We start from the raw sequence: 16,331 nt of genomic DNA, 5'->3' as shown, positions 1-16,331 counted from the left end.
CTATAATATCAATCCTTGGCACTTATGGCGAACTAACTATAAACCGGTTGCACTTCCACCGCTTCAGGACGTTGATAGAACACCTGTTCAGATACGACTGAATAGTCTTGACCCACCCAAACCAGGGAGATTTGGGAAACCCCATTCGCCTCCAGGGACACCAGGGAAAAATTACGCAGTCTGTTCGTTTCCGTTTGGATAATCCGGGGGACACTGGCACCATTCCAGTAGACAGTCCCCTCTGGACTCGCCACAATTGCCTTTCGTCGTTGCTCTTTGGTATGGCGTAGAGAATGGTGCATGTGACCAAAGGTAACAAAAGCAACATTTTTACCTAGCGCCTGAGTTTGTGCGATCGCTTCTGCCAAATCCGGGTCACCATGATCACCACCTAAAGGTTGCCAGTCTCGACCACAGGGGTCTTCAGCCTTGTCACCTAAGCCAGTGGGGCCATTGTGACCTAAAAAAATAATGGTCTCATAAGCCGCACTCTGCGCTGCTGCCACGATGCGTTCAACCGACTCCCCAAAACTGTTAACGCCATATCGTTCTTGATAGAATTCCTGATTCTTCCAAACTTCTCCACCCCAACTAAACGGACGACTCCCCACCACAGAAAGTTGAAATTGGGGAAAATCCAAGTACCCATAACCCAGATGAGTCTCTCCCAGCAAATCTAATTGCTCCTGTACCCAATCTTCCTTGTTTCGGTCGTAAGGGCAACGCTTTCGTCCCCAATCCGAAGCCGTATACCAGGCATCATGATTGCCCATAATTGCGGCTTTAGGAAGGTCGAGAGCAGCAATCCTTCGCACGATTTCAACCGATTCATTGCCAAAATCTCCCACAAATAGAACGAGGTCAACGCCTAACTGCTTAAGAGCGATCGCATCCTCGTTTTCCCATTGCTCGTGGACGTCCCCGACAACTGCAATTTTGACGGGATTAATGTGATAACTGGTCATATCCCTTTTTGTGCCTACCTTTTTCCAGGATAGGCAACTCAGACTCGTTTTGATTAAACAAGTATGAAGGATGAAGCCTAATTTCTTGGTACAAAAGGATTTCTCGATTTTTCATCCTTGCGGTGTTGTCCCCCTACCTCAAAATGTCACGCCTCAACACCATTAGCGACCCCAGCCATTTTTGGTAAAAACTACTATAATTGCCCCAAGTAGCAATTTTTAACCAAGGCAACTCCCAACTGTGTTTACCACTGCACTTGCCCAACGAGACTCTGCCCAGACTGGTGCCTTACCTGACGACCTATTTGAAGCGATTGGTACCCTCAAAAAAGAACTCAATGCCGTCTTGCTGGCTCACTACTACCAAGACCCTGACCTTCAAGATATCGCAGACTACATTGGCGATTCCCTCGAACTTTCCCGCAAAGCCGCCAACACCGATGCCGATGTGATTGTCTTTGTCGGTGTCCACTTCATGGCAGAAACCGCCAAAATCCTCAATCCTGACAAACTGGTGTTGTTGCCCGATTTAGAGGCGGGTTGCTCACTCGCTGATAGTTGTCCACCCGATGCTTTTGCCGAATTTAAGGCCGCTCATCCCAATCATTTGGTCGTTTCTTATATCAACTGCTCTGCCGAAATCAAGGCAATGAGCGACATCATTTGTACCAGCTCCAATGCCGTCAAAATTGTTAACCAAATTCCCAAAGAACAACCGATTATTTTTGCCCCCGATCGCAATTTAGGGCGCTATGTGGCGGAACAAACGGGACGAGACCTTGTATTATGGCAGGGTAGCTGTATTGTCCATGAAACCTTCTCAGAACGTAAGATTGTTCAGCTCAAAATTGAACATCCAGAGGCGGAAGTAATTGCTCACCCGGAATGTGAACCCTCGGTACTACGTCACGCCAGTTATATTGGCTCGACAACTGCATTGTTGAAGTATTCTCAAGCCAGTTCCAATCAGACTTTTATTGTGGCGACGGAACCGGGAATTATTCACCAAATGCAAAAGCAAGCACCGGGTAAACGCTTCATCCCAGCACCACCGGAGAGCAATTGTGCCTGTAATGAGTGTCCCTTCATGCGGCTTAATACGCTGGAAAAACTGTATCTTGCGATGAAGAACCGTCAACCAGAAATTACACTACCCGAAGAGATACAAGTAGCAGCTCTACGACCGATTCAGCGAATGTTAGAAATGAGTGTGTAGAGCAACCACAGTGGTGGGGCGGGCACCCGGAGCTCATACGAGGAGGCACCGCCCCTACAGAGCGGGTTGGGCTGATATTTTTCCAAATGCAATTGTTCATGTTCATCGCACCTTCACGCCCATAGGCGATAGCGAAGCGCTGCTGCCAAGCAGAGCGCACGTTATACAGGAAATGCGATCACACTGTCCTCTCACAAGAGCGATCGCCCTCTCTCTTTCCAAACCCTAACACTGTGATCGCACTCCACCATTCTAGGTAACAAAAAGGTGATCGCCTTTTGGATGTGTTTTATATCGATTGACTGTTGAAAGATTGTGATTCAATCAGCTACAGAATGCCTAATTCTTTTCACCCGCTACCCAGAACCCGGAAAAACGAAAACACGACTCATCCCATTGTTGGGCGCAGAAGGTGCGGCAACACTTCAGCGTCAGATGACAGAACAAAAGCTAGCTGAAGTGAATCAACTCCTAACTTTTTATCCCCTATCGGTGGAAGTCCATTTTTCAGGTGGAAACGAGCAGTTGATGCAAGAATGGTTGGGGTTAAATTGGGTCTACCGATGCCAAAGTGAAGGCGATATTGGCGATCGCATGGCATCAGCGTTTCAAGCCTCTTTTTCGGCTGGAATGACGGCTGTGGTTCTTATCGGTACTGATTGCCCTGAATTGAATGCCCCCCTGATGGTAGAAGCGTTTCAGTTATTGCGTCAGCATGACTTGGTACTTGGGCCGGCACTGGATGGGGGCTATTATCTGATTGGGCTGCGTCGGTTGATTCCAGAACTTTTTACAGGTATTCCTTGGAGTACGGCTGAGGTTTTGCAACAAACACTTAGTATTACTCAGAGGCTTGGGTTAACTGTTGCTAAGTTGCCTCTACTCAGTGATGTCGATCGCCCAGAGGATTTATGGGTTTGGCAGCAAGCCCATCTTTAGGTCGTTTTCTGATTGTGGTCTATTGAACTTGCATAATTGAGAGGCTCAACTCCCTGATTACCGGATGTTGCGCCTGAAAACTCAATAAGAACACAGCAAGAATGGTGAGTTTTTAGTCACCCGTTGTCAAACAGAAATGACGGGTTCAGGAGGCTTCGCCGTGCAAAACCTGTGTTCTTGCTCTTTTAATGACCAAACGCTGCATGAAAGCTGCCAAAATTTCCATTATCATTCCCGTTCTCAATGAAGCGACGACAATTGAGGCAACACTCACTCGGCTTCAGGATGTCTCGGATATAGAAGTCATCGTAGTCGATGGGGGAAGTCGGGATGAAACGGTGGAGTTAGCCCATCGCTGCTGTGGCAGATTCGCGCCCTTGTCAGAGATTAAAGTGATTTCAGCGGCAGCCGGTCGTGCGAATCAAATGAATGCAGGTGCAGCGATCGCGACAGGTGATATTTTGTTATTTCTTCACGCTGACACCCATTTGCCCTCTAAGTTTGATACCTTAGTCCGCCAATCGCTAGAAAACCCCAGCACTATTGCTGGGGCATTTGAATTGAGAATTGATTCCGACTTGCGAGGGCTACGGTTGATTGAGAAGATAGTAAATATGCGATCGCGCATTTTTTCCATGCCCTATGGTGACCAGGCTATCTTTCTCAAAGCCACCACTTTTGATGAAATCGGTGGTTTTCCAGAGTTACCAATTATGGAAGACTTTGAATTGATGCGGCAATTGAAACAGGAAGGAAAAATCACCCTTGTTTCAGCCTCTGTACTTACTTCGGGACGCCGTTGGCAAAAGTTAGGGGTACTAAAAACCACGCTGATGAACCAACTGATTATTGCTGGCTATTTTCTGGGAATTTCTCCTACTCAACTAATGCGCTGGTATCGTCAGGGCGGTTTTAGAAACAGAGGGTAAGCTTTGCTCTTAATATCACTACCGCTACACAAACTCATGCTAATCTTTGGGTTGGTGAAATCCCCCGCTTTTCAAGGCGAGGGATGAGCTGAATCGTCCTTTCCTACAATCACCAATTCCAAGTTCCCAGCCACCCAGTAAAGCTCTGTCTCTGGGCATCGGAAGGCTTCTCCACTGGCACAATTTGGTAACGACTGGGGCGTGGTGCAGCTAAGGTAACGGGTAATGTGCGGAGCTCTTCCTGGTGGAAAACGCTCAACTGGATGGTGTCACCCACCTTGTAATCTTTGAGGCGATCGCTTAATTGTTCAGCCGTTACCCGCCAACCATTAAGGGCTAACAATTCGTCTCCCGCATCGACTCCTGCCACAGCGGCGGGAGAAGCAGCTTCGACAAATTGGATAAGGGTTTTACCATTGTCTGAATTCACATTTACGCCTAAGTGAGGTACACTTTCCCCTGATTCCACACTCAATAGGCGCAAACCAAAAGGTTCGAGGTACTCATCAAAGGCTAATTCATCGGTGCCATCGATGTAACGGTTAAAGAAATCGCTTAAATCCGTCTGTGCCACCGACTCGAACACATCCCGTAGTTGTTGGGGAGTAAAGCCAATTTCCTTGATGCCGAAACGCTGCCACATTTGGCGCATCACATCATCAAGCGATCGCTGATTTCCATGTCGCGCCCGAATGAGCAAATCCAACAAGAATGAAACCATTTCCCCCTTCAAGTAGTAGGAAATCTGGGAATTATTGCTATTTGCATCCCGTCGATAAAGCTTAATCCAAGCATCAAAACTCGACTCACTCAGCGGCTGGACTTTACGACCGGGTATAGATTGGAATTGAGTAATTTCCTTACTCAAGTTTTCTAACAAATTCTTAGCATCATAAATCTTTGCTCTGAAGGGAATCACCATATCGTAGTAACTCGTCGTTCCTTCAGAAAACCACAAAGAAGTGGTGTAATTTTCCTGTTCGTAATTAAATTTTTCTAGCGCTTTGGGGCGAATTCGCTTGACATTCCAGAGGTGAAAGAATTCGTGGGCAACTAATTGAATGAAGCGGTTATATTTCTCCTTCGCCCGAAATCCAAAACGGGAGTAATTTAACGAACAAGAATCCTTATGTTCCAAACCGCCGAAGCCACCAGAGGAGAGATGCAAGAGAAACAGATAGCGGTCATAGGGTAAGCCTCCAAATAACTCGGCTTCCACTTCAATAATCTGCTTCGTGTCCTCTATAATTCTCTCTGGGTCAGCGTTTCCCTGTCCCCAGATGGCGAGTTGATGGGGTTTCCCCAACACTTGAAAGTTATACAGTTGCTGAGAACCAATTTCAAACGGGCTATCGACCAGGGTATCGAAATCTGCCGCCTCGAAGGTGTTGGCTTCTCCAGGAAGCGATGGCAAGGGAGTCGTAACCTGCCAATCGGGTTTGGGTGGTGTAATAGTTACCCGAATGGGTTGATGTTCCCATCCGGGGATAAAAAGGAACAGCGCCGCCCCATTAAAATAGCCATGAGTGGCATCTAAATGATTCGTTCGCACGGAGAGTTCATTGGCAAAAACGCGGTAACGAACAGTCATTTCTGAGGTATCTGCCGTCTCAATTTGCCAGTGATTTTTGCTGATTTTTCGTGAAAGCAAACGCTGTCGTTGCTCACCCGTTTCAGCAGAAAAGTCTTGGAGATGTTTCGCATACTCCCGCACTAGATAAGAACCTGGAGTCCAAACAGGCAATTTTAAATCCAGCACAGGTTCCTGCCAGCCTTTCACGAAAAGCGTCACCTCAAATAGGTGCGATTCTGGCTGAGGCATCGCCACTTGGTAGTGAATGGACGGTGCGGTGGTGAGTAAGCTGCTGGGGCGAAAGGTTGTGGCTTCTGTCATTTCGGCAAATTATTGGGCAAATAAGCAAATGGCGATTAGCTTTTAGCGTAGCAGTGGTCAGGGGTTGATTGTCTGGGGAGGGTGGATATTCCCCCACCCCGCTAATTCTGTTCCACGATGGCTTGAGGGACGGGAATAAGTAGATGCACCTAACTTGAATTACATGCAAGATGTAGGGTGTGTTCAGCCTGCGCGTAACGCAGCGAATGGTCAGATTTTCAGGCGTTACGCTGGCGAAGAGAGCATTTTACAGACCATTGGGAAGTCTTGAGTGACGGCTTTTTGCAGAACCGTATGTTCCACGATTGAGCCACACTATTTTCTCGCCCATTGCCCTCTCTAAACACGTCCTGCCAAATGAGCCAGTTGCTTGATATTGAGTAGGCACAGTGTCTGATTTTCCGGGTCAATGTTAATCCAGCCCTTACTATCGAGCTTGTCCATAATTTTGGCGGTATCGTCGGCACTGATGTCTGAAATATCTGCCAAGTCTTTATAGGGGAAGTTAAAGATTTCTGTTCCCTTTTCTGTGGGTTGACCATAGTTTTCTGCCAAGCTAACCAACGTACTGACTAACTTGACAGCGGGTGGCTGATGGCGTCGTTGCAGGCGGATGTTGGTTTGACGTAGCCGCCGCACCATCAGTTGCAACATGCGATGGTGTAATTGAGGGTCTTTAAACAGGGTTTGAATGAAGCGTTGGGCAGAGACGCTGAGTAATTTTACGTCAGAAAGGGCAAGAACATCGGTTGAGCGGGGAGATTCATCGAGAATTGCCATTTCCCCAAAAAAATCACCCTGACCCAAAATTGCTAGAGTCACAACGTTTTCTCCATAAAGGCGTCGTACTTTCACCCAGCCGGAGACAACAAAGTAAACTGCGTTGCCCCAGGCATCTTCCATGAGAACCGCTCTCCCTGCCGGATACTCGTGTTCGACTACAACAGACAGGAGCCATTCTAATGTCTCTGGGTTAGCCGTATTAAACAGTGGGAAAAGCTCATTAAAAGCTTTAGTCTGCATGAAAGGTTTTTAAAGATAGAGTCTGAGGATGCAAGAGCCGTGACAGTCAAAAACTAGCGTAATGCTATATAAGATTCCCCAGCCTCGGTACCAACTGAGTTTTGAATCAACTACGGCTGGTCGCTATACTGGGAAACCCCTACGCTTCCATTACACCACACTACAACAGCAGTACCCAACTTCCCTTAGTTGGATAGAGGCTAATGCCTCTTTGATTGGGAGAGTGGGGGGAGTGGAGCTTCCTGAACTCAACATATCGTTACAGAACACTCTATTGATTCCCTGCACTTCCGCGATACTGTGAATAGTTACTTGGGGGGAGCGGAGGAGCGGAGGAGCTAAGGAGCTGAGGAGTATGTATTTAGGGATCAATTTTCCTTCCCTTTGTTTAAATGTGTACATTTGAGATGCTCCCCAACCCCAGTGGAAAATCTACCCAATCTCTACTGAGTTGGTGCGGGAACTCATCCGGGTGCAGGATTACCTGGGGTGATGAATTTAGGCAAGATTGTGGCACAGATGATTGGAGCCTAGTGTTGAGGCGGTTTAAGGAAGGTGGTGATGAACGAGCTAGATCATTGCTATAGAATATTGGGGTTAGAGCCGGGAGCCTCTCTCGAAGAGGTGAACCAGGCTTATAAAGATTTGGCGTTTATTTGGCATCCTGATCGCGTCCCAAGCGATAATTCTCGGCTGCGGGAAAAAGCGGCGGAAAAACTCAAGGAGATTAATCACGCTCGCGATCAGTTGCGTTTAGCTCGACGCAAGGGTCACAAGCCAACAGCACAAACTACGCGATCGCCTTCTCCTGCACCGCAACGAGCTCAATATACACCACCCCGCTCCCAACCGCGATACTCCCAAAGGGAAACGACTGCACAATCGCGATCGCAATCTTCCTCCCAAACTCGAACGCCCAATCCTGATTTGAGTGGAGCTGACTTTCGAGGTGTTGACTTAAAAGAAAAAGATTTGTCAGGACGCAATTTGAGTCATGCCAATCTCAGTAATGCCAACTTAAGTGATAGTTTTTTGCATAAGGTTAATCTTCAGGGAGCGAATTTGGAAAAGGCAAATCTTTTTAGAGCGAATCTCTTTCAAGCGAACCTGAATCAAGCTAATTTAAGAGAGGCTAACTTAATTGGAGCCGATTTGAGTGGCGCTGATTTAAGTGGCGCTGACTTAAGGGGGGCTAAAATTGGGTCTGGCGATCGAATTTTGGTCAAATTAACAGGAGCCAATTTGTCTGGAGCTATCTTACCTGATGGTCGAATTCATGCATAAGCGATCGCGCATTTAAACATTTGTAAGCTAAAGCGCATTTAACTTGCACATTCTCAACACAGGATAAAACAGTTCACATCCGCTCCTCTGTCCTCGTATGAGCTCCGGCTCTGCTCCCCCGCCGCCTCAACAAGCAAATTAGATGCGTAACAGCTTAGACGCTCCCTGATTAACATCTGTTTTCCCTGATACGGCCATTCCGCCTTGGGCCAAGTTGAGCCAAGACGGAATGGGCGTCTTAATTGCGTTTTTATGATGACATCCTTACGTCTCCTACCAATGACCGCTCTGCTGGGAATTTTAGTCCCTCATCGGTAGTTACAAAGTGGAGAAATCGATAGAAACTCCACACCGTTGATGTCAGCTAACTATATGCACTGTTTGTACATCTAACATCGCTCTGTTTTGATGTACAACTATGGGTCGCAGCGGTTAAACTCCCATCCAGTACCTTTTCTTTTCGTCTCTAAAGTTACCAATTTTTTCGTCATTTCTTTCTCACTCTAGAGGCAGAATCCCAGTCATTCTTTAGATGGAATTGGCTAAACTATTGTTATTTCTTGAATTTAAAATAAGCTATTTTACCTGAATCTATGAACTAAAATAATAAAGAAAATATAAAAAAAAGAAAAGCAAACCTCTCGAATTGTTAAGCCCGTATTCAGGTGCCAAAGCCCAGCCTTGAAACCCGATTTTTCGCCTCTTCGCCCTATATACTTGTTTAATATTAAAGATTAATCAGTTTAATACTAAAGATTAATCAACCTGGAGATGATAGTTGTGTTGTGCTTCACCCTTCCTACTGGTGCTAAATTCATTCTTCGGGTAGAAAGGTGGGCGGATTAATCTGTGCCACTATTACTTTTATGAATACTCTAGAACGTGTAGCAACTCTTAATCGTATCCGCAAGCTCAGCCGCTTGATGGATACAGCCATTGGTATCCCTGGCACCAAATTTCGTATTGGGTTAGACCCAATTATCGGTCTAATACCGGGTGCAGGGGACTTAATTAGTACATCTTTTTCGGCTTACATTATTTATCTAGCAACTCGCCTCGGTATTCCCAGTAAAGATATCCAGAAAATGATATTGAATATTGGTCTAGAAGCCGTTGTGGGTACAGTACCTCTGGTTGGTGACCTGTTCGACGCTTATTACAAGTCGAATATCCGCAATCTAGCCATTTTAGAGAAACATCTTCAGGCTACTGAACCAGAAATTGAAGAGCTGGATTCCACTCTCCATAATGTTAAAGAGCCGATGGCAAACCGATAAAGCTCAAGAAGGATTTTCGTCAACAATCAATCAAAAAAAATATGGTTTATTTGAGAGCTATTAACAGAGAATTAAATTAAGAAATTTACGCCTTTCATTTGGGCTAAAATTGCTTGACATTAAGATTACATGCTCAACTCTAGTGGACATGTAATCCAATGGGGTGCGATGAGTCATGGTAGGGAAAGATGGAAGAAGATGGAGAAAGGGATTAAACCGATCAGGGACAGAGTCAGAGTAGAATTTCAACTCGGTCAAGGCAGTCGATTTGGGGTCAAGTTGAGTATTCCTGTACAAAACGAGACATGTTTAGCAAATGAGCTGACATCTCCTAGGCTGAAGTTAAGCTAATGAAGATGTCTTAAGAAGGATGACACAGACAATTTTGATCGTAGAAGATAATCCTGCTGATATTCTTCTAATTCAACGTGCCTTTCGTCAAGCCGATTTATCCCATATTTCCCTACAAATCGTTAGAGATGGAGATGCAGCGGTTCTCTACCTCAGTGGTGAAGGAGAATACTCAGACCGAGAATGCTACCCCCTGCCCATGCTTATGTTACTAGACCTAAAGCTTCCCCGCCGCTCAGGTCATGAAGTCCTAGAATGGATACGACAGCAACCCGACCTCAAACGCCTGCCGGTGATTATGTTGACGTCTTCCAGGGAAACCCTTGATGTCAACCAATCTTATGATTTAGGGGTTAATTCCTATTTAGTCAAACCGATTGGTTTCACGGCTTTAGTAGAAATGTTGAGGACTCTTAACCTATACTGGCTAATGCTCAATGAACCGCCTGAATTTCAGTATAGTTAGTGCTTATTTTATCGTGTTTGAGAACTATTGATTCAAGCGCCTTGCTAAACGGCAGCTTGAACACTCCTGACAAAGCCGATGCCCTACATTCTTGTCATTGATGACAATCCGACTGACCGCCTGTTAATTATTCGCGAGTTGGAGCGAGAATTTACAGAACTTCAGGTTACAGAAATTATTAATACCAAAGTCTTGGCACAAGCGATGGATCAAGGGGGCTTTGATATAGTCATAACCGACTATCAACTGGGCTGGAGTGATGGACTTACCGTACTCAAGCAGCTTAAGTCCCGCTATCCTGACTGTCCTGTGATTATGTTTACCAACAGTGGCAACGAAGAGATTGCGGTGGAAGCGATGAAATCAGGGCTGGATGATTACATCCTCAAGGCTCCTAATCGTTATATTCGAGTACCCACCGCTGTACGCTTAGCGTTGGAGCGGGCTGAATGGCGGCAAAGAGCCAAACGTTTACAACAAGAGCGAGATCTGTTGCTGATACAAGAACGAGCCGCTCGTGCCGAAGCCGAAGAAGCCAATCGTCTCAAAGATGAGTTTCTCGCTAACCTCTCTCATGAATTGCGTACCCCCCTGAATGCCATGTACGGTTGGGTGCAGCTTCTGCGACTCCAGAGGTTGAAAGATGAGGACTACAAACGAGCAACGGAAACCATTGAGCGCAACGCTAAGTCTCTGGCGCAAATCATAGAAGACTTACTCGATGTTTCCCGCATCGTTACCGGCAAGCTTGCCCTGAACATGCAACCCGTCGAACTCATTCCAGTCATTGAGGCGGCTCTTTCTACCGTGCGTCCCGCCGCACAGGCTAAGGCGATTGAACTCGAATGCAAGCTAGACCCCGAAGCGGGTTCCATTTCCGGGGATACCCTGCGCTTGCAACAGATTATCTGGAATCTTTTGTCCAATGCGGTCAAGTTTACCCCGCAAGGTGGACGAGTTCAAATTCAGTTGACGCGAAGGGAAGCGAAAGTTGCCTTGATTGTCAGCGACACAGGCATTGGCATTTGTCCTGAGTTTTTACCTTATGTGTTTGATCGCTTTCGCCAAGCAGATAGCTCCAGCACTCGTATACATAGTGGACTGGGATTGGGGTTAGCGATTGTGCGTCATCTGGTTGAACTTCACGGTGGCACGGTTCAAGCCGAAAGTTTGGGTAAGGAACAAGGGACAACTTTTACAGTCCAATTTCCCCTGTTAGCCATTCGTCATCCACCCAAGGATGCTTTTCAGGAATTGGCGACTGAGAAGCCCTCCGGTATTCTCAACGGTGTGAAGGTGCTGGTTGTGGATGACCAAACCGACGTTCGTGAGGTCATGGCACTTTTACTGGAAGAGTATGACGCTCAAGTGAAGACGGCGTGTTCGGTAGAGGAGGCGATCGCCGTCTTTGCCGCGTTTCAACCCGATGTGCTGATCAGTGATATTAGTATGCCAATTCAGAACGGCTATGATTTGATTCGCCAAATCAAGGCAATGGTTGCTGAACAGGCACGGGAAATCCCCCAACTCAGCCCAGCTATGCCGAAGGCGATCGCCTTGACGGGCTATGCTGGAGACGAAGACCGCGATCGTGCCCTGGCTGCCGGGTTCCATCTCCACCTATCCAAACCCGTCGATGCGGCTGAATTAGTGGCTCTCGTTACCAAACTGATGGGACGTTCTTAAAGGCAAATCCTCAACGAGTAGGTAAGCTAGTCTTGACATTGCGGGCAAAGTCCTCGCGTCCCTCTGTGAGATTGGCAGGAACACCCTTGGGAAAGTTATCAGCAATCAGTGCATTGAGCTGTTGTACTCGATTTCCAGGGTCGGGGTGACTACTTAAAAACTCCGGTTGTTGCCCCCCCTGTCTAGCAGAGGCGAGGATTTGCATCAGTTCCACAATCCCTTTTGGGTTATAGCCGGCTGTGGTCATAAACTGAAAACCGAGGCGATCGCTTTCCAATTCATCCTCACGCCCGTACCGTAAGCTAACCAATTGATTAACCGCCTGCGCCACAACTGCCGCTTGCCTTGCACTGTCTGGATTATCACTAGCCGCAATACCGACCGCATTCACCAGTGATCCCCCCAATTGCTGTTTAGCCAGATGTTCCGCGCCGTGTCGCCCCACCACATGTCCAACTTCATGCCCCAATACCCCTGCCAATTGTGCTTCTGAATTGAGGCGACTGAGCAAAGCCGCTGTAATAAAAACCTGTCCTCCAGGTAAGGCAAACGCATTAATGGTTTTGGGGTCGCGCAGCAAATGGAATTGAAAAGGATAGGGAGCTTTAGCCGCTTGCGACTGCTTGACCACTCGCTCTCCCACCTGATCGATATAGGCTTGGAGTCTAGAATCCGGGTAAAGACCCCCATGTCGTGACGCCATACTGTCCCGTGCCTGTATACCAAGTGCGACTTCCTGGCGCGGTGAGAGCTGTACCCGCTGTTTTTCCCCCGTTACTGGGTTGTCAGTGACGTTAGTAAAGTAGGTAATTATGCCAAACAGGGCAAATAACACCCCAATCCCCACACGAATCAGTAGTCTTTGCACTGGTTTTCTCCCAAATGGTTGGTGAGCAGGGTACCATGCCCTGTGCCAACCTTACATCAGTCGGAAGAATACTGTTTCAGCTATTTTTCTTTAATAGCTATAACGCAGATGAATGCGGGTGTTAAGTTTCGCGTCTATCGGTTCGCCCCCCTTGAGATGTTGCTCCACAATGATCGGGACATCACTAGGTTGGACTCGCCAGTACCATGTCTCTTCTGGAACAATTCGCACCGTCGGCCCGGAGGTACACTGTCCCTGGCAACCTGTACCCATCACTGTAAAGTCCGTTAAGTCAGCCGCCTCAAAGGCAGCCAGTACTGCCTCTGAACCATTCGCCAGACAAGACCGATGCTGGCAAACTAGGACACAACGCTTTTTTGAGTTTGAATTGTTTTGCTCGGAAGCTATTTCCACTGTTTGTTGGGTTAAGTACTTCAAATTGCCATAGTTTCTATATTAACGACTCGTTTTTTCGATTTAGGGATGAAGAAGGCGGGAGAACTACTGCCATGGTCTTGAATCTCAGCCCCAATCGCACTCCGTTAGAATGAAAAGGTCGTTTCAATAAAATTTGATGGGAAAAGCTTCAGCCATCACTTCAGATGTTATCGCCTCTGGCTTTCACGCCCTGTCTGACCCCCTGAGAATTCAGGTAATCGAGCTGCTGCGATCGCAAGAGTTATGCGTCTGTGAATTGTGCGATCGCTTGGGAGTGACTCAGTCCAAGTTGTCATTCCATCTCAAAAACCTCAAGGAAGCTGAACTCGTGCGATCGCGCCAAGAAGGTCGCTGGATTTACTACAGCCTCAATCTCACCCAGTTCTTGCTACTAGAAGAGTACCTGGCCGAGTTCCGCCGTTTCAGCCCGATTATTCCGGCTCGTCCCTGTTAAACAGCAGAGGAGCTGAGGAGCGGGGAGATGGGGAAATAGTCTGCCATCTTTGACTGCAACTTGGTACAAGGCGTCTTTGCCTTCCATCAACTTTTCTTAAAGTTTTCCTAACCTCTTTGCCTTTTTTATGGCTTGACAAATCAATTTTTTTTGAAATGATTAAATTATGCCTCAAGCCAGAGGGAACAGGGGAACAAGTGATGAATCAGAAAACTGATGGGTTAGTCAGTCGTTTGGGAGTGTTGGCATTCATCGTTGGTATGGCGGCAATGCTCTCCTCATGTGGCAAGCCAGCCGAGTCTCGCCAAGCACAGGTCGTTAAGATCGATGGTTCCAGTACGGTGTATCCGATCACCAATGCGATCGCCGCTGAGTATCAAGCCGCCCAAACCAAAGCCAACAACGACAAAATCAAAGTTGAGTTTGCCTTGTCCGGTACAGGGGGTGGCTTCAAAACATTTTGCGAAGGTTTAACCGACATCAGCAACGCCTCGCGCCCCATCCTCAAACAGGAGATGGCACTGTGCAACCGCAATAATGTGCGGTACATCGAATTACCCATTGCCTTCGATGCGCTAACCGTAGTCGTTCATCCTGAAAATAACTGGGCGAAAGACATCACGGTAGAAGAGTTGAGAAAAGCTTGGGAACCTGCTGCTGAAGGAAAAATTACCAAATGGAATCAAGTTCGTTCCTCTTGGCCCGACCGACCCCTGAAGCTTTATGGTGCAGGGAAAGATTCGGGTACCTTCGACTACTTCACAGAAGCAACAGTGGGTACCAGCAAAGCCAGTCGCAACGACTATACCGCCAGCGAAGATGACAACGTCCTGGTACAAGGAGTGCGCCAAGACGTGAATGCGTTGGGTTACTTTGGTTTGGCTTACTACGAAGCCAACTCGAATCAGTTAAAAGCGTTAGCCGTCGATAGCGGCAAAGGTGCCGTCTTACCCTCACGTCAAACCGTGGAGAAGACTCGGTATCAACCCCTTTCCCGTCCAATGTTCATTTACGTTAACTACCAATCTGCCCAAAACAAACCAGAGGTGAGAGATTTCGTGGAATTCTTCTTAGAGAAAGCACCAACCTTAGTCGATGATGTTGGCTACATCCCTCTACCCGATGAAGGCTACCACCTCGCTAAAGTACACTTCAATCGCGGCAAAGTCGGTACCGTTTTTGGTGGACAAACGCAGCTAAATCTGACACTAGGCGAGTTATTACGCAAACAAGCCACATTTTAGAGTCAACCCATTTTGGATTGATAGGTTTTCCCTGCCATCAAAATTAACAGGAATTTTGCTCCAAAACTCTGCGTTCCTCTGCGCGTCCCTCTGTGTCCCTCTGCGTTAAAAAATTCTATTCCAATTAACAATTCACAATGAGTACCAAGAATCCTTCCGGTCGTGCACTACCTCCTCAAGCAGGGAGTAGCCTCAGCTTTTTTGAAAAATACTTAACCGTTTGGGTGTTTCTCTGCATCTTCGTGGGCATCGCATTGGGTCGATTATTTCCAAATATTGCGATCGCCTTAGATGCGATGAGCATTTATCAAGTGTCCATTCCGATCGCCATCTGCCTGTTCTTCATGATGTATCCAATCATGGTGAAGATTGACTTTACCCAAGCCACAAATGCACTCAGAGCACCCAAACCTGTCATCCTTACCCTAGTAGTGAACTGGTTGATTAAACCGTTCACAATGGTGGCATTTTCTCAATTCTTCCTGAGTTGGTTATTTCGCCCTCTAATTACGGGTACAGAGTTGATTCGTGGTAGTGAAGTGGCACTCGCCAATTCATACATTGCCGGGACAATTTTATTAGGAATTGCACCTTGTACGGCGATGGTGCTGATGTGGGGCTATCTTTCCTATAGCAATCAGGGGCACACCTTAATCATGGTGGCAGTGAACTCCCTAACGATGCTGTTTCTGTATGCACCATTGGGAAGATGGTTGCTAGCAGCGAATGATTTAACCGTACCTTGGCAGACAATTGTGCTATCGGTGCTGATTTATGTGGGTTTGCCCTTAATCGCAGGGATGTACAGCCGTTACTGGATTCTCAAATATAAGGGCAAAGAGTGGTTTGAAAGAGAGTTTCTCAAATATCTCAGTCCGATCGCAATTACAGCCCTTTTGATGACTCTGGTACTGCTATTTGCCTTTAAAGGGGAACTGATTGTCAACAACCCCCTGCACATTTTGTTGATTGCAGTACCCCTGTTTATCCAAACGAATTTCATTTTCTTAATCGGTTATGTTGCGGCCTTGAAATTGAATCTTGCCTATGAAGATGCAGCACCAGCCGCCCTAATTGGAGCGAGTAATCATTTTGAAGTTGCGATCGCCACATCAGTTATGTTGTTTGGTTTAAATTCGGGTGCGGCACTGGCTACTGTTGTGGGTGTGTTAATTGAAGTTCCAGTCATGCTGATGCTGGTGGAGGTGTGTAAGCGTACAGCAATGTGGTTTCCACGAGAACTGGAGAAAGCTACGTTACGCGATCCCCGGTGTATCGGTTCGTTGAGGTAATATTG

General features: G+C 47.0%; 15 protein-coding genes. 10 read left to right on the top strand and 5 right to left on the bottom strand.

Features of this window, described 5'->3' with window-relative positions:
* Positions 1 to 32 precede the first annotated feature (32 nt).
* A complete protein-coding gene (locus MIC7113_RS08235) occupies positions 33 to 965 on the bottom strand; it encodes a TIGR04168 family protein (protein WP_015181714.1) in 933 nt (310 codons plus the stop codon).
* 241 nt (positions 966 to 1,206) lie between these two features.
* Between MIC7113_RS08235 and nadA the strand changes: the two genes are divergently transcribed.
* From nadA to MIC7113_RS08220, 3 genes are all read left to right on the top strand, one after another.
* A complete protein-coding gene (gene nadA, locus MIC7113_RS08230; RefSeq protein WP_015181713.1) occupies positions 1,207 to 2,181 on the top strand; it encodes a quinolinate synthase NadA in 975 nt (324 codons plus the stop codon).
* Positions 2,182 to 2,496: 315 nt separating this feature from the next.
* On the top strand, positions 2,497 to 3,120 hold the full coding sequence (locus MIC7113_RS08225) for a TIGR04282 family arsenosugar biosynthesis glycosyltransferase (protein WP_015181712.1): 624 nt from the start codon (positions 2,497 to 2,499) through the stop codon (positions 3,118 to 3,120).
* Positions 3,121 to 3,323: 203 nt separating this feature from the next.
* Entirely contained in the window at positions 3,324 to 4,049 is a 726-nt protein-coding gene (locus MIC7113_RS08220) for a TIGR04283 family arsenosugar biosynthesis glycosyltransferase (protein ID WP_015181711.1), read from the top strand.
* A 109-nt stretch (positions 4,050 to 4,158) separates the two neighbouring features.
* On the opposite strand, the gene MIC7113_RS08215 is transcribed toward MIC7113_RS08220, so the two are convergent.
* Together MIC7113_RS08215 and MIC7113_RS08210 are read right to left on the bottom strand one after the other, a co-directional pair.
* Positions 4,159 to 5,943, bottom strand: coding sequence for a M61 family metallopeptidase (locus MIC7113_RS08215; protein WP_015181710.1), 1,785 nt, complete (start codon positions 5,941 to 5,943; stop codon positions 4,159 to 4,161).
* A gap of 339 nt (positions 5,944 to 6,282) precedes the next feature.
* A complete protein-coding gene (locus tag MIC7113_RS08210; RefSeq protein WP_015181709.1) occupies positions 6,283 to 6,966 on the bottom strand; it encodes a Crp/Fnr family transcriptional regulator in 684 nt (227 codons plus the stop codon).
* A 561-nt stretch (positions 6,967 to 7,527) separates the two neighbouring features.
* Here MIC7113_RS08210 and MIC7113_RS08200 point away from each other — a divergent pair.
* The 4 genes from MIC7113_RS08200 to MIC7113_RS08180 all read left to right on the top strand — a co-directional run bounded on the left by MIC7113_RS08200 (position 7,528) and on the right by MIC7113_RS08180 (position 12,030).
* Positions 7,528 to 8,250, top strand: a complete 723-nt coding sequence (locus MIC7113_RS08200) for a pentapeptide repeat-containing protein (RefSeq protein ID WP_015181707.1) — start codon at positions 7,528 to 7,530, stop codon at positions 8,248 to 8,250.
* A gap of 866 nt (positions 8,251 to 9,116) precedes the next feature.
* A complete protein-coding gene (locus MIC7113_RS08195; protein ID WP_015181706.1) occupies positions 9,117 to 9,527 on the top strand; it encodes a DUF4112 domain-containing protein in 411 nt (136 codons plus the stop codon).
* Positions 9,528 to 9,897: 370 nt separating this feature from the next.
* Positions 9,898 to 10,344, top strand: a complete 447-nt coding sequence (locus MIC7113_RS08185) for a response regulator (protein WP_015181704.1) — start codon at positions 9,898 to 9,900, stop codon at positions 10,342 to 10,344.
* Positions 10,345 to 10,422: 78 nt separating this feature from the next.
* Positions 10,423 to 12,030, top strand: a complete 1,608-nt coding sequence (locus tag MIC7113_RS08180) for a response regulator (protein WP_015181703.1) — start codon at positions 10,423 to 10,425, stop codon at positions 12,028 to 12,030.
* A 10-nt stretch (positions 12,031 to 12,040) separates the two neighbouring features.
* Here the strand turns inward: MIC7113_RS08180 and MIC7113_RS08175 are convergent, their stop codons facing one another.
* Both MIC7113_RS08175 and MIC7113_RS08170 read right to left on the bottom strand, forming a co-directional pair.
* Positions 12,041 to 12,898, bottom strand: a complete 858-nt coding sequence (locus MIC7113_RS08175; protein WP_015181702.1) for a M48 family metallopeptidase — start codon at positions 12,896 to 12,898, stop codon at positions 12,041 to 12,043.
* Between the two features lie 90 nt (positions 12,899 to 12,988).
* Positions 12,989 to 13,312 (bottom strand): (2Fe-2S) ferredoxin domain-containing protein, encoded by a 324-nt coding sequence (locus tag MIC7113_RS08170; protein ID WP_015181701.1) that lies wholly within the window; start codon positions 13,310 to 13,312, stop codon positions 12,989 to 12,991.
* A 160-nt stretch (positions 13,313 to 13,472) separates the two neighbouring features.
* On the opposite strand from MIC7113_RS08170, the gene MIC7113_RS08165 reads away from it, so the two are divergent.
* The 3 genes from MIC7113_RS08165 (at position 13,473) to arsB (ending at position 16,326) form a co-directional block, all read left to right on the top strand.
* Positions 13,473 to 13,790 carry an ArsR/SmtB family transcription factor gene (locus MIC7113_RS08165; protein ID WP_015181700.1) on the top strand — a complete coding sequence of 106 codons (318 nt, stop codon included), beginning with the start codon at positions 13,473 to 13,475 and terminating at the stop codon, positions 13,788 to 13,790.
* Between the two features lie 200 nt (positions 13,791 to 13,990).
* The gene (locus MIC7113_RS08160; protein WP_041780590.1) at positions 13,991 to 15,034 is read left to right on the top strand and encodes a PstS family phosphate ABC transporter substrate-binding protein; all 1,044 of its coding nucleotides are present in this window, start codon (positions 13,991 to 13,993) and stop codon (positions 15,032 to 15,034) included.
* Positions 15,035 to 15,171: 137 nt separating this feature from the next.
* Positions 15,172 to 16,326 carry an ACR3 family arsenite efflux transporter gene (gene arsB, locus MIC7113_RS08155; RefSeq protein ID WP_015181698.1) on the top strand — a complete coding sequence of 385 codons (1,155 nt, stop codon included), beginning with the start codon at positions 15,172 to 15,174 and terminating at the stop codon, positions 16,324 to 16,326.
* The last annotated feature ends 5 nt before the right edge of the window (positions 16,327 to 16,331 follow it).

Source organism: Allocoleopsis franciscana PCC 7113, from assembly GCF_000317515.1.
Taxonomy (GTDB): domain Bacteria; phylum Cyanobacteriota; class Cyanobacteriia; order Cyanobacteriales; family Coleofasciculaceae; genus Allocoleopsis; species Allocoleopsis franciscana.
This window is presented reverse-complemented; position numbering and strand designations above follow the sequence as displayed.